Here is a 21,020-nt window from a genome sequence, read left to right as displayed (position 1 = left end):
CCAATACCCGGCAAACGAGTAAAGGCATCAATTAGCTTGGCTATCGGTTCGGGATAATACAATCGATTGCGTCTCCTTTTACAGGATCAATTTAAATTAAAATAATCCCGGAATTTTCATGCCGCCTGTGAATTTACCCATATCTTGATTGGCAATCTCATCAGCTTTGGTCATAGCATCATTTACAGCAGTCATTACGAGATCCTGAAGCATTTCTACATCTTCTGGATCTACTGCTTCAGGTTTGATTGTAATAGCAAGCAATTTCTTATGTCCGTTAACCTCTGCTGTCACAACGCCACCACCAGAAGTACCTTGAACCGTTTTGTCCGCAAGTTCCTCTTGTGCTTTCAACATTTGCTCCTGCATTTTCTTCACTTGTTTCATCATTTGGTTCATGTTATTCATATCTTTTCATCTCCTTAGGTATAGTTATCGCACCAGGCGTATAGTAAATCTATTCCTTAATCACAACAAGATCCTCACCAAATAGCTGAATGGCTTCATCTATCCAAGGCTGCTTGCTGCCTGAACCTCCATCTTCATGCTCAGGTTCAAGCTTAAAGTCCTCCTTTGGCGCTTCAGAAGCTCCTTCCATTGCACCAGTCCAATCCTTGAGCATCATCGTCACCAGACGTGCTGAACGTCCAAGCTGTTCAGACAGCACACGTTCAATCACTTCACGGTTAGCCTGCTTCTCGGTCGTTTCGCGATGGATGTTATTTTTGAAAGCCACTAATACGTTATCTTCCAACAGAGATACCGGTTCACCGTCCATAAACCAAGCATGAACTGTGACTTTCTCCTCTTTTACGCGTTGCAAAATCTGACTCCACTTCTTGCTAATCTCCATAAACTCAGGCGATCCTTTACGCGTAACGTACTGATCCAACTGCGCGGGCAACTTCGCCGGCGAGTTTCCTCTAGACACAGGAGCACGTGTCGCCGGACGAGAAGGGCTGCTTGAGGCAGATTCCCCACCAGATAACCCACTCTTAAGTGCGCGATCTAGTTTCTTCTCAAGCTCAGCAAGTTGTTGCTTCAACCTGCCGATCTCTCCACTATCGGCCGATGGCGCGGTAGATCCAGAACTCGACGAAGCTACCACCTGATCAGCCACTGCACCTTGCGCTGGAATACTGCATAACTTGAGCAACGCAACTTCAAATAGAGTCTGTGGTTGGACTGCATATTTCATCTCACTCTGGTACCGATTAAGTGTATCAATCATTTGAAACAACTGTTCCTTAGTGAATGATTCAGCCATATCTCGGAATGACTCCGGATTGAGTACACGATCCGTTAGCTTATCTGCATCTGGTACCATCTTAATCATAAGCAAATCACGGAAATAATAAAGCAAATTCTCCATGCATTTGTCCGCACTTTTGCCTTCATGCATAAACCCTTCAATCATCTGCAGAATATGACCGACATCACCCTTCAACAGAGAGGCAGCCAGCTTCGCAAATTGTTCAGATGGAATCCCACCCGTCATATCCATGACCTGCTGATAGGTTACCTTTCCATCCGTAAATGAAGAGATCTGATCCAGTACGCTAAGCGCATCCCGCATACCCCCATCAGACAGACGGGCAATATATTGAAGCGCGTCATGGTCAGCTTCCATACCTTCTTGCTCACAAATTAGAGCCAGGCGTGCTGTCTGTTCCTCCAACGACACTCGGCGAAAATCAAATCGCTGACAGCGAGATATAATTGTAGCCGGTAGACGATGGGGTTCTGTTGTTGCCAAAATAAACATAACATGCGGAGGAGGTTCTTCCAACGTTTTAAGTAGCGCATTGAAAGCCTCTGTCGTCAGCATGTGTACTTCATCAATAATATAAACTTTCTGCCGAACCTCGGTTGGCGCATATTTAACCTTTTCCCGAAGATCACGGATCTCTTCAACACCACGGTTGGATGCCGCATCAATCTCTTGTACATCCATGACCGAACCCGTTGTAATCCTCCGGCATGCTTCGCACTCGTTACAAGGCTCAGGCGCAGGTCCGCGTTCGCAGTTCACAGCTTTGGCCAAAATCTTGGCAGCACTTGTCTTTCCCGTTCCTCTAGGGCCACTAAACAAATAGGCATGGGAAGTCCGCTGTTCACGAATCGCGTTCTGCAAGGTCTGAATAATATGCTGTTGCCCCACCATATCTTGGAACGACTGGGGACGCCAAGCCCGGTATAACGCGATATGCTCCATGATGCGTTACCTTCCTTCCACTTCGCATTCGAGTCCTTTGTCGTTCCCCCATTATACTATATTCCGGGGTGAATCCAAACTTTATCTGACCCATTTCTGCGTGGTTTTTTTGTAGACATATCAAAAAGACCTCTGCATACATACAACTGCAAAGGTCTCTAATTCTAATCGTAAGCCGTGCACCTGCTATCGATAATTGCGATCCAAGTGGCACCCCTGAACAATAGCTCAGGCTAGGCAACCCTCCGGCACAAGAGTGATCTCACTTATGGCTGCTTCCTTCCGGACCTGACCAGGTTCATGAGTACTCATTGCGGAGGACCCAACCGTCAACACCACGTTCAGGGACCAAACCTCACATCGACAAAACCTCTAGCAGGAATTCAACCTCGCTGTAGCGGATTGCGAGTTACAGGGCACCGCTACCTCCCCATCTAGCACGGTAAGAAATAGTATAACGTAAGGGAATATAAAATGCAACCAGAGGGAAATTGGGAAAGCTGAATCATTGTTACCAATCGCTCTAGAATGCGGCTCGGCCTACATCAGGATGTTGAAGACTAGGCTTTAAAAAATCTAGAAACTAGTTTCCTTATCGTTAATCCTTCTCCACTGTCCCTACGCAAAAAAACATATAAAAACCCCTACCGAGTTGGCAGGGGTGGTTTTGGATGCAATTAGCAGACAATTCCCTAAGAATTGCTGAATTAGATACCGTATTTTTTCTTGAAACGATCCACACGACCGCCAGCATCGATAAACTTCTGTTTACCAGTGAAGAACGGGTGGCACGCGGAGCAAATCTCTACACGAAGTCCGTCTTTAACCGAACCAGTCTCAAAAGTATTACCGCATGCGCAGGATACTTGACCAATCGTGTATTTAGGATGAATTGCTTCTTTCATTACCTTTCACCTCTTTCCGCCCTGAGCCTCAAGCGGACCCAGAGTAAATGGCACAACTCCGAAGATTATAACATGGCATAATGCCAGTTGCAATCCATTATTATCAAGAGGTGATTAGACGCTTAGGACGTGCCATTCCAGCTGGTGGAACATGTGTAAACGAGCCAATCACAACATCAGGCAACTCTTCTTGGAAGATCTCGATCATCTGCTTCATTCCCAGTATGTCACCTTGAGCCGGAGGAATCAGCTCCAAATAACTCTCAGGGTCAATATTGAGGTTACGCATCTGAATGAGACGTAGTTTAGTTCTGCGTGCAAACTCAACCATCGCTTCAATCTCTTCCTCACGATCCGTTACACCAGGGAAGATCAAATAGTTAATGGAGGTGTATACACCTTGTTCAGCGGCATACTTCATGGATTTCTCGACATTTGCCAATGTATACCCACGAGGTTTGTAGTAGGCATTATAGTGATCATCCAAAGCGCTAATTGTACTTACGCGCATGAGATCCAACCCCGCATCTACAATACCTCTAATATGATCATTCAATCCAGCATTCGTATTAATGTTGATGTATCCCATATCCGTGATGGAACGCACTTCACGAATAGCTTCAATAATCAATTTCGCCTGTGTAGAAGGTTCACCCTCACAGCCTTGTCCAAAACTGATAATGGATTCCGGTGTTTTCAAATGCTCCAGCATGACTTCAACAATTTCATCTACACGTGGACGGAAATTCATACGTGTCTGCGGAGATACAAAACCACTGTCATCAGGTTGTTCTGAAATACATCCGAAGCAGCCGGCATTACAGGAGTATGATACAGGCACGCCGCCTTCCCAACGATTCAGGAACGTGTTGGATGATGTTAAGCATTCATATCCAAGGGCACAATTCGACAAATGAGTATACAGACGATTTTCCGGATATTTTTTCGTCAAATGATTCACACCTGACTTCACATCATCCCGATCGCAGTTAAGCGGATTCCACTTATCTGGACTATCCGACTTTGCAGCCGTGACATAGAAACCGCCATCTTTCCACACAACTGCGGAATAACCGAACAAAGGCAACTTATACTCTTTGTCTGTCTTCACATAACCTGGCAGGCACAACCGGGTGAAGCCTTGCGGCAACAACGCACCTACAGCTTGTGTATCACTAGGCATTGGCAACATCTCGCCCGTATCGGGATCCATACCAATTGGACGAGTACTCGGCAATCCCACCAATGTCGCACCATCCGGCAGAGGAATAAGCTCATCCTCCATAATTTCAACAATCATATCACCACTTCGTGCAAGTCCATACAAGGACGGGTGATCAAATACATTACCTTTTTCATCTGCGTATACTAAATACATGATGTTCTCCTCACATCTATATGGGTTAAGCCTAAACGACGAGTGTCCAATCAGCCCATAATCAACTAGGTTGTTGTTGCTGATGTGGCTGTTTGTCTTGGTGAACGACGGGTAGTTGTTGTGCCGGAATTACTCGTTGGATTATTGGCTGCTGCATCAAATGCGGCAAGGAACTCTGCATTGGTTTTGCTGTTACGCAGCTTTTTCAAGAAGCTCTCAACAAAATCATGTGAGTCATTCATATTTTTCCGAATAGTCCAAATTGTATCCAGCTCTTCTTTGCTAAGAAGCACTTCTTCACGGCGAGTACCCGAGCGACGAATATCAATCGCAGGGAAGATGCGGCGCTCTGCCAAACGACGATCCAAATGAAGCTCCATGTTGCCCGTACCTTTGAACTCTTCATAGATAATATCATCCATACGAGAACCGGTATCAATCAGAGCCGTCGCCAGAATAGTCAGGCTTCCTCCCTCTTCCACATTCCTTGCAGAACCGAAGAAACGTTTAGGGCGATGGAATGCCGCAGGATCAATACCTCCACTAAGCGTCCGACCAGATGGCGGAATAACCAAGTTGTATGCGCGAGCCAGACGTGTGATGCTATCCAGCAAGATAACGACATCTTTTTTGGCTTCTACAAGACGAAGCGCACGCTCCAGCACCAATTCAGCAACTTTAATGTGGTTTTCAGGCAGCTCATCAAACGTAGAAGCCACAACTTCACCTTTAACCGAACGAGACATATCCGTTACTTCCTCCGGACGCTCATCAATCAACAGGACAAATAGTTCAATTTCAGGATTGTTCGTTGAGATGCTGTTGGCGATTTCTTTAAGGAGAAGTGTTTTACCTGCTTTGGGAGGTGCTACGATCAATCCGCGCTGACCCAGACCTACTGGAGCAAGCACATCCATAATGCGAGTGGACAAATGGTTGGGGGATGTTTCGAGAACCAGTTTTTTCTGCGGATATAATGGAGTTAGTGCAGGGAAATGAAGTCTTTCCGCAGCGGCCGAAGGATTCTCTCCGTTTACAGCATTGACTTGCAGCAAGCCGAAGTACCGTTCATTTTCTTTTGGCGTCCTACATTTACCCGATACGAGGTCACCCGTTCTTAGGTCAAATTTACGAATCTGCGAAGCCGAGATGTAAATATCCTCTGTACTTGGCAGGTAGTTAATCGGTCGTAGGAATCCGTATCCCTCTGGGAGAATTTCAAGTACACCTTGCATAAACATCAAACCACTTTGTTCAGCTTGTGCACGTAATATAGCAAAGATTAATTCTTTCTTTTTCAATTGACCGTAATATGGAATTTGATATTTTTTGGCCAGTTTGTAAAGGTCCGTTAATTTCATTTCTTCCAAATCGGAAATTTGTAGATCCATATAATAACCACCTATTCAATTAATAAGTCCGTGAAATGGATAGTTTCGCTAGATGCTCCGGCTATGGAGAGCAGTATAACACCGCGTTCTCTTCTGTCCATTGTACGGAATGTAACCGCTATAATGCAAATACTTGTCTTTGGATGTAAGTTCCGGGCGGGATGGCTATATACACAGCACTGTCCGCTAGTGAGTGAACACAAAAGTCATGAGGCGTTCGATCCGGGTAACCGGCCAAGAAGCGCAGTTCAAACAAACCGGGGGCTTGAGGAAAGGGAATGATCTCAGTTCTTACAGCCATATGATGTCTAATCCAAAAAAAGACCCTCCGGCCAAGGAAATCGTACATTTCACCTGGTTCCGGAGAGGCTGAGAACTCTATTAGTATAGGTTTACCCATTTGTTGAAAGGTTATGCAGTTCTGTAAAAATAATAACTGTATTGCTGTAAACTTGCAATATGTCGTTCGTTTACTCCGTCTCACGCCACACATCTGCACCTAACAAGCGCAGATTAGTAACGAGATGATCGTAACCACGATCGATAAATTCAACTCCTGTTACTTCAGTCACACCTTCACTAACGGTGAGACCCGCGATCACCAGCGCTGCTCCAGCGCGCAGATCGGATGCTTTTACCTTAGCCGCATTCAAAGGACTACCTTCGATAATCGCAGAACGTCCTTCTACACGGATTTTGGCACCCATTCGCACGAGCTCCGGAACATGCTTGAATCGATTACTATATACAAAATCACTGAGGACACTAACACCCGTTGCTTGTGTTAATACACTCGTCATCGGGACTGTAGATCTGTAGGGAAGCCAGGATACACCAGCGCCTTCACATCCACATGATTGTACGATGCTTGTCCAATAACTCGGATGCTCTCGTCCAGTTCCTCAATGCCAACGCCCATCTCAATCAGCTTTGCTGTCAAAGCTTCAAGATGTTTGGGAATGACATTATCAATCAGAACGTCTCCACGTGTTGCTGCCGCAGCAATCATGTACGTACCCGCCTGTATACGATCCGGGATGATCGAATGGCGACAGCCTTTCAGTTCAGATACCCCTTCAATACGAATGGTTTCCGTACCTGCACCCTTAATGCTTGCACCCATAGAGTTCAAAAGTGTTGCTACATCTATAATCTCAGGCTCTTTAGCCGCGTTTTCGATAATTGTAGAGCCTTTGGCACGAGTTGCCGCCAGCATAATATTAATGGTTGCACCTACGCTACTTACATCAAGATAAATCTTAGCTCCGCGAAGCTCTTTGGCATGCAGATGAATGGAACCATGTTCGTTTGTAACCGTTGCGCCAAGCGCTTCAAATCCTTTGATATGTTGATCAATCGGACGAGGTTCAAAGTTACAACCTCCAGGTAAACCGATGGTCGCTTCTTTGAAACGCCCAAGCAGCGCACCCATCATATAGTATGAAGCACGAAGCTTCTTCACAGGCCCATTCGGCATAGGAATGGATTTGATATCGGAAGGATCGATTTTCATCTGACTGCCTTCCCAAGTTACACGAGCCCCGAGTTCCTCCAAAATTTCCGCATATACGGCCACATCACTCAAAAGTGGCAGGTTGTCAAGCACGACCTCTGACTCGGCAAGCAATGCTGCAGGAATAAGCGCAATGGCGCTGTTCTTGGCGCCGCTTATAGTTACAGTTCCCTGTAACGGACGTCCGCCACTAATCATCAATTTTTCCATAAAGCTTAATGTCCCCCTACGTGTTTTGCAGCCGATGAACGGCAATACGTGCTGATGGCTAACGATGTAGAAATAAGGTGTGAAAATGGAAAGACACCGGCTAGGCGGTGTTCTTCCATTTCACAGTATGGAACTGTTTGAGATAAATTACGCTTTGTTGTTGGAACCAAACTCGCGGATTTTACCTTTAACTGTTTCTTTGATTGCGTCACGGCCTGGTACGATGAACGTACGTGGATCGTAAGCATTTGGTTTAGCTGCAAGTACTTCACGAACTGCTTTAGTGAAAGAGATTTGGTTCTCTGTGTTCACGTTGATTTTGGAAGTACCCAGGGAGATAGCTTTATCGATATCGTGTTTAGGAATACCTGTACCACCGTGCAATACGAGTGGAACTTGTACCGCGTCACGAACTTCTTCCATTTCTTTGAAGCCGAGGTTTGGCTCGCCTTGGTAAGGACCGTGTACAGAACCCAGAGCTGGTGCCAAAGTATCGATACCCGTTTCTTTAACGATACGGATACATTCGTTCAGGTCAGCGTATTGAATACCACCGATAACGTCGTCTTCTTGTCCGCCTACAGTACCTACTTCAGCTTCTACAGAAACGCCTTTAGCGTGTGCATATTCAACTACTTTTTTAGTCATTTCGATGTTCTCATCGATAGAGTGGTGAGAACCGTCGATCATAACGGATGTAAATCCAGCATCGATCGCTTCTTTACATTTGTCGAAGCTTGAACCGTGATCCAGGTGAATAGCAACTGGTACGGAGATTTTCATGTCAATCAAGAGTCCTTCTACCATTTTAACTACAGTAGTAAAGCCACCCATGTGACGTGCTGCACCTTCGGAAACGCCCAGGATTACTGGGGACTTTTCTTCTTCAGCAGCAGTAAGAATTGCTTGAGTCCACTCAAGGTTATTGATGTTGTATTGACCAACTGCATATTTTCCTTCGAGTGCTTTGTTCAACATGTCTGTCATAGATACTAATGGCATGGTTTCAATCCTCCTAGGGGTTTGGGTTATGTCTATGGTTTTTAGCCGAAATCACATACGGGCTTATTATACCACATCCCATGTCAAATACTAAACATGCATTTGCAAAAATGCTGTGCTTTGCAGCACAGTTTTCATAGATATCCCATGACGGCATCATCAATTTCAATATTCCCTGAAAATTTCACTGGAATACCTTGGATTAATGCAATCCTTAGATTTGGTTATTCAGATACAAAAAAATCCTGTTTCCACAGGATTCAGCTGCACTTATTGGCGGGATCATTTCGTAATTGCATATTGACGGCAACACGCATCTCATCGATATCAAACGGTTTCGTAAAATGCATGAGTGCTCCAAGATCGGTGGCTTCCTTAATCATATCTAGCTCACCATAAGCCGTCATCATGATGACTTTGATGTTGGGATCTATCTCTTTAATATGCTTTAAAATTTCCAGACCATCCATGCCAGGAATTTTCATATCGAGCAACACGAGATCAGGTTTGTCGTTATTTACAATTTCAAGTGCAACCTTACCATTAGGTGCTTGAAATGTATTATATCCCTCACTGCTGAACACTTCCATTAAGAGGATACGAATCCCGTTTTGGTCATCAACAATCAACAATTTTTTATTTTCCACTGTGTAACCTCCTGGATTTAGGAAAGCATAAACGTCCGAATCTGGATAACTATCCCATAGTCGTCATGATAAGTATTCTACCTCTTCCAGTAAAATCCTTCTCCAGGTTCAAATTGTCGAAAACATTTTATGCCATTCGTGACTTCTCAGAGCATAACGAAAGGGGATGTCCCATCCTCCCGTAAATTACGAGCGGATGGAGACATCCCTTATCATAAACAACTTACTTCTCAGCGTTCTCCAACGAAGCTTTCACAAACTCACGGAACAACGGTTGTGGACGATTCGGACGGGAAGTGAATTCCGGATGGAATTGTACTGCCAGGAACCACGGATGTCCCGGAAGTTCAACGATCTCTACCAAACGGCCATCTGGAGATGTACCGGAGATAACCAATCCTGCTTTCTCGATAGCTTCACGGTATTCATTGTTGAACTCATACCGGTGGCGATGTCTCTCATACACGAGCTCGTCATCATAACAAGCCATTGCCAAAGATCCTTCTTGAAGCTTACAAGGGTACAGACCAAGACGCATCGTACCACCCAGATTTTCAATATCTTTTTGCTCTGGCAACAGATCGATTACTGGGAATTCAGTAGCTGGATTGATCTCCGAGCTGTTAGCACCGTTCAAACCAACGATGGAACGTGCATATTCAATAACGGAAACCTGCATACCGAGGCAAATACCGAAGAACGGAATATTTTTCTCACGGGCATAACGGATTGCCGATACTTTACCTTCGATTCCACGATCTCCGAATCCACCAGGAACAAGAATACCACCCACGCCATGCAACAGGTCGCCTACGTTCTCATCTGTAATATCTTCGGAATGAACCCAGCGAATCTTCACCTCTGCGTTGGATGCAAATCCAGCATGAGACAATGATTCAACAACGCTCAGATATGCATCGTGAAGCGCTACATATTTACCAACAATTGCAATCTCAACCGTGCGTTGCAATTTGCTGATCCGGTCAACCAACCCTTCCCACTCGCTCATATCCGGTGCAGGAGTAGTCAGCTTCAGGTGGTTTACCACGATCTCATCCAAGCCTTCTTCGCGCAGGTTAAGTGGCACTTCATACAATGTGCTCGCATCGCGGCATTCTACCACGGCGTTCTCATCAATGTCACAGAAGAGCGCGATTTTGGCTTTCATGTCTTTGGACAGCTCGTACTCAGTACGGCAAACGATAACGTTTGGCTGAATACCGATGCTGCGCAATTCCTTCACACTGTGCTGTGTAGGTTTTGTTTTCACTTCACCCGCAGCCTTGATGTATGGGATCAACGTTACATGGATGTACATTACATTGTCACGACCTACATCGCTCTTGATCTGACGAATAGCTTCCAGGAAAGGCAAGCTCTCGATGTCGCCCACTGTTCCGCCGATTTCCGTAATTACAACATCCGAACCAGCTTCACGACCAGCGCGGAATACACGCTCTTTGATCTCGTTCGTAATGTGTGGGATAACTTGTACTGTACCGCCCAGATATTCACCGCGACGCTCTTTGCTGATTACAGAAGAGTACACTTTACCCGTTGTAACGTTGCTGTTTTTGGAAAGATTGATATCAATAAACCGTTCATAGTGACCCAGATCCAAATCCGTTTCCGCGCCATCGTCTGTTACGAATACTTCACCGTGCTGATACGGGCTCATTGTTCCCGGGTCAATGTTGATATATGGGTCAAATTTCTGGATTGTTACCTTGAGTCCTCTGTTTTTCAGCAATCTGCCTAGCGAGGCAGCCGTGATTCCTTTGCCCAGGGAGGACACAACTCCGCCCGTCACGAAAATATACTTTGTCACTGTTATTACCCTCCTAATATAAGTACAGAAATTCAGGCGATATATGGTGTTATCGTAACCCGTTTCCCAGGTAATCATCGTTAAAAAGAGCAATGGTAGAAATTCCCTGCCTCTACGAACTGCTCTTTCTCACGAAGACCGTTTGAACAACGCTGCTTTACAACAAAATGGTGCAAATTTTCCGAGAGCCTTCATCTGGGTTCGCCCCCTACAGGACATCAATCAGAAAAAATCGATTGGCGTTTTTTTATATACAAAAACGAACCCCGGACGTTAACCGGGAGCATGCGGAAATCAATTCTTTTTGCAAAATTCTGCCTCTAAAAATACAAAAAAAAGTACTCCCGCAGGACGGGGCACTTTTATAAAAAACATAAATATATTGTCGCTCATTCATAAGCCCATGCAATAGTTTACCCGCTACCCCATCTGCTTGTCAAGGATGTCTGTCGGGGTAAAACGGGTAAATTATTGACATTAAAAATGACGTTTACTTATTGGAATCGTCGTCAAAATCATCCTCGTTTTCGGACTCTTCTTCATCGTCTTCGTCGAGGTCTTCATCTTCCAAATCATCATCTTCAACTAGAACTTCTTCATCGCTATCATCTTCATCGAAGATGTCATCTTCGTCATCATCATCGTCGTCATCTTCGTCCTGATCATCATCAGTATTGTCGAAGTCTTCGTCGCTGTTGTAGCTATCTTCCTCTTCACCGAAGTCTTCATCTTCCAGATCATCATCTTCATCGTTGATGATACGTGGACGTTTCGCACCCGTCATGGAATCTTCCGTTCCAGCAACCGGATACCAGCGCTTCAATCCCCACAGACTCGTACCGACACAAGCAAAGCGTCCATCGATATTAATCTCGGTATATAGCTGGGCGATAAACTCGTTGATTTCTTCGTCAGTCATTCCGCGCTGCTTCGCTACCTCATTCATCAAATCTCGGTAGTAATACGGCGTATTTGCCGCTTTCAGCACCATAAAGGCGAGGTCAACCAAAGGAATCTCTCTTACCTTTTCTTTATCAATTTTTAAGTTGAGTGAGGTACTCACTGACAGACACTTCCTCTCACACATTAATTCACTTTATATCCCTACGAACTGGATCGTTACGTATAACATATCCATTAACAAAACTAAGTAAAACCTATTTAGCGTTAAAAAGCAAGTTTTTATGTACGTAGATTAGATAAATAATATGGAAAACAACTTCAACGACGCCATTCTACAGAAGGTGAGCAAAAATGGAAAAAGACGGAGTCCCCTCCGTCTTCTGACTGTATACCCTCGTAGGATCGCTCCTTACCAAGGTTCCCCGCAAGAGCCCTCTAGCCCTCCATCCATCATATGTCCCTGCGCCCTTTTTGACACGAAGTGAGGGACTTTTTATAAAAAAGGGCAAGTTCCCCATGCGGCAGGCTGAGCGCATTCATAGAATACCTCAGCATGTTCATCCCGAAGGGGGCTGCCCATAATGGACTATACCGGCTTATTGCATCATTTAGTTGAAGGAATGAAAAGCCCTGAACCGGAACAGGCGGGGCGGTACCTTATCCGGTTCAATCAACCAAGACACTATGAAGCCTGTCTCATGGAACTTTCGAGAATGCGGAGCGAGTTCTCCGATCTCAAGGCAGTGCGTTCATCCCGTCTTGCACGCTCCATTATCGCGAATGTAGGCTGCCCAGAGGAATTGAGTCGTTATGGCGCTGACATCACATTGGAAGAGGATCATTCCATCTCGCTTCATGCCACTGCGCTCCATAATAAACCAACCAGCGTTCAAGGCGTGCCCTGGGGAGTGAAGCAGATTCGTGCACCTAAAGTATGGTCTGTCTCCACAGGACATCGCATCAAAATCGGCGTAATTGATACTGGTGCTGATTATCAGCACCCCGATCTGCGTTATTCACTGGCACGTGGGATTAATCTGTTGAATCGCAGTTTACTGCCACATGATGATAACGGTCACGGAACTCATATTGCAGGAACGATTGCAGCAGCCAACAGCACGGCTGGCATGATCGGAGTTGCCCCTCGGTCTTTGATATATCCAGTAAAGGCCTTTGATCATAACGGATCAGCTTATGTATCCGATATCGTACTTGGCATTGACTGGTGTGTGCGTAACCGGGTAAACATCATCAATATGAGCTTTGGCATGAAGACTCGCAGCAAGGCTCTCCTTGATGTGGTTAATCGGGCATACCATGCCGGCATTGTTATCGTGGCCTCGTCAGGGAACGACGGCAAACGCCGTAGCATTGATTATCCAGCAAGGTATCCGCAGACGATATCTGTGGGTGCAACGGACAAAAACCGGCGTATTGCGTCCTTCAGCAACCGTGGTGCATATGTAGATGTCTACGCACCTGGCGACAAGATTGTATCTTCATGGGTGCAAGGCAAGCATCACGAGATGAGCGGCACCTCCATGGCTACTTCTCACGTAAGTGGCGCGATCGCGCTATTACTTGCCAAGCATCCGGGTCTTTCGCCCAGCGAAATTAAAACGCTGGTCAAGCGCGCCACCGTGCCACTGCGCGCGCGCAAAACAAGCGCCGCGAAGACGAAGGTACGCGGCGGCGAGATCGACGCCCTCCGGCTTATGCAGGAGGGCGAGGCATAATGCACCGACCGCCATCGGCTGATCAAGCCTTGAAAGGCAACGTATACAGCGGCATGCGGTATACGTTGCCTTCAAGGCTTGTACACGCGGCGGTGGCGGTCGGTGCAGCCCCGGGGTGCAAGCACGGCACGCTTATGCGTCTGTCTGCTTGCACTGCAAAAAGTCCCCATGCTCACGCTACATTGCAAGCGTGGTGCATGGGGACTTTTTGCCAAGCCTAGGCGGCAATGCGCCGCCGCGGCATGGGTTACATTTTGTCTGGTGCGGATACGCCAACCAGACGAAGCGCTGTTGCGATAACGGTGCGCACAGCACCGATCAACGCCAGACGCGCTTGCGTTTGCTCCGCGTCTTCCGTAATGACGCGCTCTGCACGGTAGTAACTGTGGAACAGGGATGCCAGCTCATATACGTAACGGATCAAGCGATGTGGCGCATATCCCGTAGCTGCAGTGGCAATCTCTTCTGGCAGCTCTCCCATTTTGCGGAGAAGATCAAATTCGTGTTCTGTTGTCAGCTTAGATAGATTAATCTGAGAAATTGGCAACAGCTCAATACCTTGCTCTTCTGCTTGACGGTATACACTGCATACCCGAGCATGTGCGTATTGCACATAGAATACCGGGTTTTCATTAGACGTCGAAATAGCAAGATCCATGTCAAAGTCCAGATGGGAATCCATGCTGCGCATTGTGAAGAAGTATCGAATGGCGTCAATGCCTACTTCATCCATCAGATCTTCCATCGTTACGGCTTTACCCGTACGCTTGGACATTTTCACTTTCTCACCGTTCTGGAACAAGCTAACCATCTGTGCAATCAGCACGACCAGTTTATCCGGATCGTTACCCAGTGCTTGCATAGCAGCTTTCATCCGTGGAATATATCCGTGGTGATCGGCTCCCCAGATGTTAATCATTGTGTCGTAGCCACGAGCATATTTGTCACGGTGGTAAGCGATGTCTGGTGTCAGGTAAGTGTACGTACCATCATTCTTGATCAATACACGTTCCTTGTCGTCACCATATTGCATCGTTTTCAGCCAAGTTGCGCCATCCTTCTCATAGATCTCGTCACGGTCACGCAATTCATCCAGAACCCGAAGCACTTCACCATTATCGTACAGGGAAGTCTCGCTGAACCAGATATCAAAGTTAACGCGGAAGCGATTCAAGTCGCGTTTGATCTTATCCAGTTCCTTCTCCAAACCATAGTCACGGAAGTAAGCGGCACGATCTCCTGGATGCATGGACAGCAAGCTGTCTCCCTTCTCGGCAACCAATTCCTTCGCAAACCCTTTAATATCTTCACCATGGTAGCCGTCTTCTGGCATCTCAGCATCTTGGCCTAGCTCTTGCAAATAACGTGCTTCAATGGAGCGAGCCAAATTAAACACCTGGTTACCCGCATCATTAATGTAATATTCACGCGTTACATTGTAACCCGCATAATCAAGAATATTGCACAGCGCATCACCTACAGCTGCTCCACGGGCATGTCCCAGATGCAGGCTGCCTGTTGGGTTGGCACTGACAAACTCCATTTCGACTTTGCGTCCTTCACCAACATTAATTCTTCCGTAATTCTCACCCTGCTCTTGTACAAGCTCCAGCACAGGATAGAGGTAGCTCTTGTCCAACTTGAAGTTGATGAAGCCTGGCCCAGCAATCTCAGCCGTCTCAATGCCAGCATCCGCCAGATCCAGGTTGGCGATAATCTCTTCCGCAATCTGACGAGGATTGCGCTTAGCAATCTTGGTGAGCTGCATCGCAGCATTGGTTGCTAGATCACCGTGGGATTTGTCCCGAGGTACTTCAAGCGTGATGGCAGGTAACTCATCCTGCGTAACGATTCCAGCAGTAACGATGGCATTGCCGATCGCCGTGCTTACCCGTTCATTAATTGTATCTAGTGGATTACGTGTCATGAAATTGGTTCCTCCTGTATATGCAAACTAATCGCGAAATGTCCGGATTCTTCGTCAAAGCGGTAAAAGTCGTAGCTCCACGCTGCGCGTGCGTTCAATCCCTGAATGGAAAGTTCCAGCTCCTGTGTATGCGTGGACAAGGCAAACGCCATGTAAGGGGAACGATAAAAACCCGGAAGCTTCCGGTTTAATTCAAACGTCTGCTCCGATTCCACCTCGCCGTGACGTATAATCTTGATGGATTGTCCGCCCATTTTCAATGTTGTTCGGGTAATACCACCTTCTGGGCCAGTCTGTGGTTCCTGGTAACGAACATAGAGAACAGACCCTTTCAGCACAGCTTCACCCTGCATTTCCTGCAGCACATCTTCACCTTCATAGCGGCTGTGCAGCCGGATCTGAACCGGTCGCATGTTCGACATGAATGTTAACCTCCATTATATTCGAGGCGGCGCCAAAAACGAGAGGCTGATCTAACCAAGCCCTTCCCGTATCGTTGTACCGCTATACGCACTTATATTACCGGATAGCCTTCTATCCTACACTCTACTGTATAACTATATCCAGTTCACCCGCTCAATTCAAATCCAAATTCAGAGTTTTTGTTCTCAAGCAGCAAAAAAGAAGAGCAGCACCCTATGATATGCCCCCTTACAGTATCAGGTTTTATTTTTCACCTGCCTGCTTAGCGAGGACAATTCATTCAGCGCAGCTCTCTTTTGTTTCATTAATATAGTAATTAAGATTAGGACTTCAATCAGATCCATCGTGAATTATACGGGAATGGACAGGTCGAATCTAGCAATTTGGCACGTACCTGTACCAAACAACCACAATACCGACAAGTGCTACCGTACTGTAATGCCGGACAGCTGTAACAGGAGGATAATCTCCGCTCATATTCGGCATCTGCAACAACAGGACGTGAACGTGAGGCCAGCTCCACAAGACGCGCTAGCTTGGCTTCACTAATCTGTACATCATATTGATCATCGCAACCTTTGCAAAGCGAACGTTCAGATTTCTGACCTGTTTCCATAGATAAACGGCTATTCATAGCACTATGCCTTTATTGCAATGACTCCAACAGATGCAGGTGGCAATACGAATCGCAATTGACCATTTTCCAGCGTAACACCCTTCCATTCTGATGGAGTAACGTTCTCTGGCTGCTCAAACGTATTAAATGCACCGATCTCCCCGTGATGCAGAATGCGTCCTGAGGCAACGGAAGAATCGGTAGCTTGCAATTGACACACCACTTCCAGCTCATCCGTATGACTGAGATTACATGCGGTCACATGAATTACACCTTCCTGATCACGTGATGCAGACAAGCTAAGCTGTGGGATTGTATCTTCACCAAAAGTATATCCAGGACTCTCATAATCCAGTTCCAGTCGCTCTGCATCCATATGAACCTGATACATATCAAAGACGTGATATGTTGGCGTAAGGATCATCTTCTCGCCTTCAGTCAGCACAAGTGCTTGCAGCACATTCACGATCTGTGCAAGGTTCGCCATTTGCACCCGCTTGTTATACTTATTGAATAAATTCAGATTGATACCTGCTACCAGGGCATCTCTCATTGTATTTTGCTGATAGAGGAATCCTGGGTTAGTTCCTGGCTCCACGTTGTACCATGTGCCCCACTCGTCTATAATCAGACCGACTTTACATTCAGGGTCGTACTTATCCATAATCTCAGAATGTTTCACAATTAATTCTTCCATATGAAGTGTGCGCTTCAACGTCTGGAACCAATCACTTTCATTAAAACCAGTCGCTTCACCTTTATCCTGCCATACGCCCGTTGGGAGAGTGTAGTAGTGTAAGCTGAGTCCACTCATATGCTGATGAGCTTCACGCATTAATACTTCTGTCCAATGATAGTTATCCTCGTTTGGCCCACATGCAATTTTGTAAATCTGATTATCGGAATAATTGCGCACATATGTGGCATATCGGCGGTATTCGTCAGCGTAATATTCTGCTCGCATATTGCCGCCGCATCCCCAGTTCTCATTACCTACGCCAAAGTACGTCAATTTCCATGGCTTTTCTCGACCATTGCTCTTCCTCCAATTGGCCATTGGTGATTCGCCGTCAAACGTCATGTATTCCACCCATTGTTGCATCTCTTGAACTGTACCGCTTCCGACATTACCGCTAATATAAGGCTCCGTTCCAAGCAGTTCACATAGTCTCAGAAATTCATGGGTTCCAAAATGATTGTTCTCCTCAACGCCGCCCCAGTTCGTATTGATCATTCGTGCACGTTCACTCAGCGGCCCAACGCCATCCTTCCAGTGGTACTCATCGGCAAAACAGCCACCAGGCCAACGGAGCACCGGAATATTTAGCTTTTGCAGTGCTGTTAATACATCATTTCGAATGCCTTCTGTATTCGGAATAGGTGAGTCTTCTCCGACCCATATTCCCTCATAAATGCAACGACCCAGATGTTCAGAAAAGTGCCCATAGATATTGCGATTTATTAATCCTTGATTGGAATCTGCCTTTAAAGTAACGTTAACCATTAATTCAACCTCCTAGAAAGTATATTGTTATCGCTTACAATATATCTTTTTTGAACAGGTTTCAACCATTAATGTGACACTGCAAATAGACCCTTCCGTGCTTCTAGTGACTGGAGAGAGTCTACTTATCCTTCTATTCAATTCGAGAGCAACGTTAGAGTGTGTTTACCCTACTCATTTTTGAAATAACATCCTTATAATTCCAATATAATTCTTCGTTTAATGCAATATACGCGGCAAAATATTTTGGCACATAGACAAACTGAAGCGTTTCAATCTATCTCTCGTCTCATTGAAGCTACTAGTTGAGATTCAATCAACATTGTTCCATGTGGAACTTTCTCTATACAAATACCCTATTCAGAGACTTATCTCCAGTCAGACCAATCATATATTGAAGTGCTGGTTTACGATGTATGATCAGTCCAGTTCATGGTAGAGGGATGGGAACAGACGTGCTATAATATTTCTTATGGACTTTGAATAACGGTGGATGTTTTCATGACCATGGCGCAGCTTCCCGAGAGGGGGTGACGTCGATGGTCAAACTTGTGGCGTTGCTTGATGTGATCCGATGGATTGCTGCGATCCTCAGTATTGTGCTGAGTGGGCGAAAGCTGTACCGTTGGTTACGTAAAAAGTTTCGTAGCAAGCGAAAACCCACCTCATAGGTTAGGAGCCTGACGGTGGGTTTCGCTTGAATAACTGTATTTAATTCATGCGCGCCGTGGCAATCCACAGCCTTTCGGGTCCTAAGAGTCTTTACCGTTGGCGCGGTAAGGACTCTTTTTTAGTATATGGTCGAACCCGATCACCATATACTCCGTGATTGTAATATATCAATTAATATATTACTGAATGCTGATGTATCCAGTATAGCATAGCTCAGGGCAGAAAGTTAAATTAAGTTAACTTGTTACTCCCCTCGGTATAATGATGGTTCTGCACTATTATACGTGTAGATTGATTCTCTTATATTTTAAAAAAACGCCCCCTCTACGCAGGTTACAATCAGGCGTAGATAGAGAGGCGCTAATTTTAACTATTACTTCACGAATCCAAGCAGCATTTCACGAATCATTTTCGCAGCCACAATCTGAGTCTGTTGTGTCGAATCATAGATCGGCGCAACTTCAACCAAATCACATCCCACTACGTTCACATCAGAGCCTGCGATCATGTGGATCGCTTCCAGCAGTTCTTTAGATGTAATGCCACCTGCTTCTGCCGTTCCTGTTCCTGGTGCTGCAGATGGATCAAGCACATCGATATCAATGGTCACATACACTGGACGGTTGCCCATTTTCGGAAGAGCTTCCTTCATTGGAGCTGCAACTTCAAACGGATAGAAGTTAATGTTCTCGCGTCCATACTGGAATTCCTCGCGGGAACCGGAACGAATGCCGAATTGATAAATATTTTTGCCGCCCATCAACTCAGCCGCTTTACGTACTGGTGTAGAGTGGGACAGTGGCTCTCCTTCATAGTTCTCACGAAGGTCTGCGTGTGCATCAATATGAATCAAGATCAGATCCGGGTATTTCTTATACATTTGTTGAATGACCGGCCAAGTAACCAGATGCTCTCCGCCGAGACCAATCGGGAACTTGTCGTCAGCCAGCAGGCTACCGATGTATTCATGAATTACTTCAAGACTGCGTCCAGCGTTACCGAAAGGCAAGAGCAGATCTCCAGCATCAAAGTACGTCATGTCTACGATACTTTTGTCGAGGTATGGGCTGTACTCTTCGAGTCCAACCGATGCCTGGCGGATATGAGATGGGCCAAAACGGGAGCCCGGACGGAAGCTGACGGTGTAATCCATCGGCATACCGTAGATAACCGCTTTGGAATTTTCATAATCCTCAGAGCTGCAAATAAATACATTTCCTGAATAAGCTTGATCCAGTTTCATTAATTGATTTCCCCTTTATTTCGTTAAATCTTCCACGAATTTAGGAAGTACAAATGCCGCTTTGTGCAGACGCGGAGAGTAATACTTCGTATCCATCTCCGGAATTTGAGTCTCATCCACCGCAAGCGGGTCATGTTTTTTGCTACCCATGGTGAATGTCCACAGACCGCTTGGGTATGTTGGAATATTACAGCCGTACACATGTACGATCGGGAAGATTTCTTTGACGTCTTTGTTCACCTTCTGGATTAAGTCTGCCTTGAACCAAGGGTTGTCCGTTTGGGCAACGAAGATTCCGTCTTCTTTGAGTGATTCATAAATGCCCTGGTAGAAACCGCGCTCAAACAATGGAGCAGCTGGCCCTACTGGCTCGGTGGAGTCTACGATAATCACATCGTATTCATTTTTATGTTCAATAATATGCATGTAGCCGTCGTTCACAAGAACTTCCACATTAGGCTCGTCCAGCTTACCGGCGATTTCAGGCAAATATTTTTTGGAATATTCAATCACTTTACCGTCAATTTCAACGAGAACTGCTTTTTCCACTGTACTGTGCTTAATGACTTCGCGGATTACGCCACCGTCACCACCACCAACAACCAATACCTTTTTCGGATTCGGGTGGGTATGGAGTGCAGGGTGAGCAGCCATTTCATGATACACGAACTCGTCTTTTACTGTCGTCATGACCATACCGTCAAGGATCAGCATATTACCGAATTCCTCAGTCTCTATCATAGCCAAATCTTGAAAGTCTGTTTGCTCTGTTACATAAGTCTGCTTAATCTTCGCGGTGATCCCGAATACAGGGGTCTGTTTCTCCGTAAACCATAGTTCCATAATCTCTACCTTCTTTCCGTAAAGTATTGATCAGCCATACCCGATTAAGCGTTACACGCTTAAT

19 protein-coding genes, 1 other RNA gene and 1 pseudogene (1 of these 21 cut by a window edge) are annotated in these 21,020 nt (G+C 45.8%); 3 read left to right on the top strand and 18 right to left on the bottom strand.

The annotated features are described in order from the left end of the window. From recR to rpoE, 12 genes and pseudogenes are all read right to left on the bottom strand, one after another. Positions 1-62: the 5' portion of a recombination mediator RecR gene (gene recR, locus DMB88_RS00650; protein ID WP_128099822.1), read on the bottom strand. The gene continues 538 nt to the left of window position 1, outside the view; only the first 62 of its 600 coding nucleotides appear in the window; it begins with the start codon at positions 60-62; its stop codon lies beyond the left edge, outside the window. A 34-nt stretch (positions 63-96) separates the two neighbouring features. Next, positions 97-408 carry a YbaB/EbfC family nucleoid-associated protein gene (locus tag DMB88_RS00645; protein WP_024628773.1) on the bottom strand — a complete coding sequence of 104 codons (312 nt, stop codon included), beginning with the start codon at positions 406-408 and terminating at the stop codon, positions 97-99. Between the two features lie 49 nt (positions 409-457). Next, on the bottom strand, positions 458-2,215 hold the full coding sequence (gene dnaX, locus DMB88_RS00640; protein WP_128099821.1) for a DNA polymerase III subunit gamma/tau: 1,758 nt from the start codon (positions 2,213-2,215) through the stop codon (positions 458-460). Between the two features lie 175 nt (positions 2,216-2,390). Continuing rightward, positions 2,391-2,658, bottom strand: an RNA gene (ffs, locus tag DMB88_RS00635) — signal recognition particle sRNA large type. Positions 2,659-2,922: 264 nt separating this feature from the next. Next, positions 2,923-3,120 (bottom strand): 50S ribosomal protein L31, encoded by a 198-nt coding sequence (rpmE, locus tag DMB88_RS00630; RefSeq protein ID WP_056698168.1) that lies wholly within the window; start codon positions 3,118-3,120, stop codon positions 2,923-2,925. A gap of 103 nt (positions 3,121-3,223) precedes the next feature. Beyond that, positions 3,224-4,498, bottom strand: a complete 1,275-nt coding sequence (locus DMB88_RS00625) for a radical SAM family protein (protein WP_128099820.1) — start codon at positions 4,496-4,498, stop codon at positions 3,224-3,226. Positions 4,499-4,563: 65 nt separating this feature from the next. Further along, the gene (rho, locus tag DMB88_RS00620) at positions 4,564-5,889 is read right to left on the bottom strand and encodes a transcription termination factor Rho (protein WP_056698164.1); all 1,326 of its coding nucleotides are present in this window, start codon (positions 5,887-5,889) and stop codon (positions 4,564-4,566) included. A 470-nt stretch (positions 5,890-6,359) separates the two neighbouring features. Continuing rightward, positions 6,360-7,612, bottom strand: a pseudogene (locus DMB88_RS00615) (UDP-N-acetylglucosamine 1-carboxyvinyltransferase). Positions 7,613-7,759: 147 nt separating this feature from the next. After that, positions 7,760-8,614: a class II fructose-1,6-bisphosphate aldolase gene (fba, locus tag DMB88_RS00610; RefSeq protein ID WP_056698160.1), complete on the bottom strand. Its 855-nt coding sequence runs from the start codon at positions 8,612-8,614 to the stop codon at positions 7,760-7,762. Positions 8,615-8,874: 260 nt separating this feature from the next. Then, a complete protein-coding gene (locus tag DMB88_RS00605) occupies positions 8,875-9,261 on the bottom strand; it encodes a response regulator (protein WP_128099819.1) in 387 nt (128 codons plus the stop codon). Positions 9,262-9,484: 223 nt separating this feature from the next. After that, the gene (locus tag DMB88_RS00600; RefSeq protein ID WP_128099818.1) at positions 9,485-11,089 is read right to left on the bottom strand and encodes a CTP synthase; all 1,605 of its coding nucleotides are present in this window, start codon (positions 11,087-11,089) and stop codon (positions 9,485-9,487) included. A gap of 490 nt (positions 11,090-11,579) precedes the next feature. Then, the gene (gene rpoE / locus DMB88_RS00595; protein ID WP_128099817.1) at positions 11,580-12,152 is read right to left on the bottom strand and encodes a DNA-directed RNA polymerase subunit delta; all 573 of its coding nucleotides are present in this window, start codon (positions 12,150-12,152) and stop codon (positions 11,580-11,582) included. Between the two features lie 421 nt (positions 12,153-12,573). On the opposite strand from rpoE, the gene DMB88_RS00590 reads away from it, so the two are divergent. Together DMB88_RS00590 and DMB88_RS00585 are read left to right on the top strand one after the other, a co-directional pair. Continuing rightward, positions 12,574-13,728 carry a S8 family peptidase gene (locus DMB88_RS00590; RefSeq protein ID WP_128099816.1) on the top strand — a complete coding sequence of 385 codons (1,155 nt, stop codon included), beginning with the start codon at positions 12,574-12,576 and terminating at the stop codon, positions 13,726-13,728. Continuing rightward, entirely contained in the window at positions 13,728-13,949 is a 222-nt protein-coding gene (locus tag DMB88_RS00585) for a hypothetical protein (protein ID WP_128099815.1), read from the top strand. The genes DMB88_RS00590 and DMB88_RS00585 overlap by 1 nt, the downstream gene beginning before the upstream one ends. A 26-nt stretch (positions 13,950-13,975) precedes the next feature. On the opposite strand, the gene argS is transcribed toward DMB88_RS00585, so the two are convergent. The 4 genes from argS to DMB88_RS00565 form a co-directional block, all read right to left on the bottom strand. Next, on the bottom strand, positions 13,976-15,655 hold the full coding sequence (argS, locus tag DMB88_RS00580; protein ID WP_128099814.1) for an arginine--tRNA ligase: 1,680 nt from the start codon (positions 15,653-15,655) through the stop codon (positions 13,976-13,978). Beyond that, complete coding sequence (locus DMB88_RS00575) at positions 15,652-16,077, bottom strand: YwiB family protein (RefSeq protein WP_128099813.1); 426 nt, start codon at positions 16,075-16,077, stop codon at positions 15,652-15,654. Before DMB88_RS00575 ends, argS begins: the two co-directional genes overlap by 4 nt. A 335-nt stretch (positions 16,078-16,412) precedes the next feature. After that, complete coding sequence (locus DMB88_RS00570) at positions 16,413-16,712, bottom strand: DUF6171 family protein (protein WP_254438404.1); 300 nt, start codon at positions 16,710-16,712, stop codon at positions 16,413-16,415. Between the two features lie 4 nt (positions 16,713-16,716). After that, positions 16,717-18,198, bottom strand: a complete 1,482-nt coding sequence (locus tag DMB88_RS00565) for an alpha-N-arabinofuranosidase (RefSeq protein ID WP_128099812.1) — start codon at positions 18,196-18,198, stop codon at positions 16,717-16,719. A 539-nt stretch (positions 18,199-18,737) separates the two neighbouring features. Between DMB88_RS00565 and DMB88_RS31680 the strand changes: the two genes are divergently transcribed. After that, a complete protein-coding gene (locus DMB88_RS31680) occupies positions 18,738-18,869 on the top strand; it encodes a hypothetical protein (RefSeq protein WP_017691304.1) in 132 nt (43 codons plus the stop codon). Between the two features lie 374 nt (positions 18,870-19,243). Here the strand turns inward: DMB88_RS31680 and speB are convergent, their stop codons facing one another. Together speB and speE are read right to left on the bottom strand one after the other, a co-directional pair. After that, positions 19,244-20,113, bottom strand: coding sequence for an agmatinase (gene speB / locus DMB88_RS00560; protein ID WP_128099811.1), 870 nt, complete (start codon positions 20,111-20,113; stop codon positions 19,244-19,246). Positions 20,114-20,128: 15 nt separating this feature from the next. Then, entirely contained in the window at positions 20,129-20,956 is an 828-nt protein-coding gene (gene speE, locus DMB88_RS00555) for a polyamine aminopropyltransferase (RefSeq protein WP_128099810.1), read from the bottom strand. Positions 20,957-21,020 lie beyond the last annotated feature (64 nt).

The organism is Paenibacillus sp. DCT19 (genome assembly GCF_003268635.1).
In the GTDB taxonomy this organism is placed as follows: Bacteria; Bacillota; Bacilli; order Paenibacillales; family Paenibacillaceae; genus Paenibacillus.
The sequence above is the reverse complement of the archived record's forward strand: the minus strand, read 5'-3'. Positions and strand labels throughout refer to the sequence as shown.

Coding starts and splice junctions, on each gene's coding strand:
- DMB88_RS00645 (WP_024628773.1), bottom strand. CDS start 408: ATGAATAACATGAACCAAATGATGAAACAAGTGAAGAAAATGCAGGAG.
- dnaX (WP_128099821.1), bottom strand. CDS start 2,215: ATGGAGCATATCGCGTTATACCGGGCTTGGCGTCCCCAGTCGTTCCAA.
- rpmE (WP_056698168.1), bottom strand. CDS start 3,120: ATGAAAGAAGCAATTCATCCTAAATACACGATTGGTCAAGTATCCTGC.
- DMB88_RS00625 (WP_128099820.1), bottom strand. CDS start 4,498: ATGTATTTAGTATACGCAGATGAAAAAGGTAATGTATTTGATCACCCG.
- rho (WP_056698164.1), bottom strand. CDS start 5,889: ATGGATCTACAAATTTCCGATTTGGAAGAAATGAAATTAACGGACCTT.
- fba (WP_056698160.1), bottom strand. CDS start 8,614: ATGCCATTAGTATCTATGACAGACATGTTGAACAAAGCACTCGAAGGA.
- DMB88_RS00590 (WP_128099816.1), top strand. CDS start 12,574: ATGGACTATACCGGCTTATTGCATCATTTAGTTGAAGGAATGAAAAGC.
- DMB88_RS00585 (WP_128099815.1), top strand. CDS start 13,728: ATGCACCGACCGCCATCGGCTGATCAAGCCTTGAAAGGCAACGTATAC.
- argS (WP_128099814.1), bottom strand. CDS start 15,655: ATGACACGTAATCCACTAGATACAATTAATGAACGGGTAAGCACGGCG.
- DMB88_RS00575 (WP_128099813.1), bottom strand. CDS start 16,077: ATGTCGAACATGCGACCGGTTCAGATCCGGCTGCACAGCCGCTATGAA.
- DMB88_RS00570 (WP_254438404.1), bottom strand. CDS start 16,712: ATGAATAGCCGTTTATCTATGGAAACAGGTCAGAAATCTGAACGTTCG.
- DMB88_RS00565 (WP_128099812.1), bottom strand. CDS start 18,198: ATGGTTAACGTTACTTTAAAGGCAGATTCCAATCAAGGATTAATAAAT.
- DMB88_RS31680 (WP_017691304.1), top strand. CDS start 18,738: ATGGTCAAACTTGTGGCGTTGCTTGATGTGATCCGATGGATTGCTGCG.
- speB (WP_128099811.1), bottom strand. CDS start 20,113: ATGAAACTGGATCAAGCTTATTCAGGAAATGTATTTATTTGCAGCTCT.
- speE (WP_128099810.1), bottom strand. CDS start 20,956: ATGGAACTATGGTTTACGGAGAAACAGACCCCTGTATTCGGGATCACC.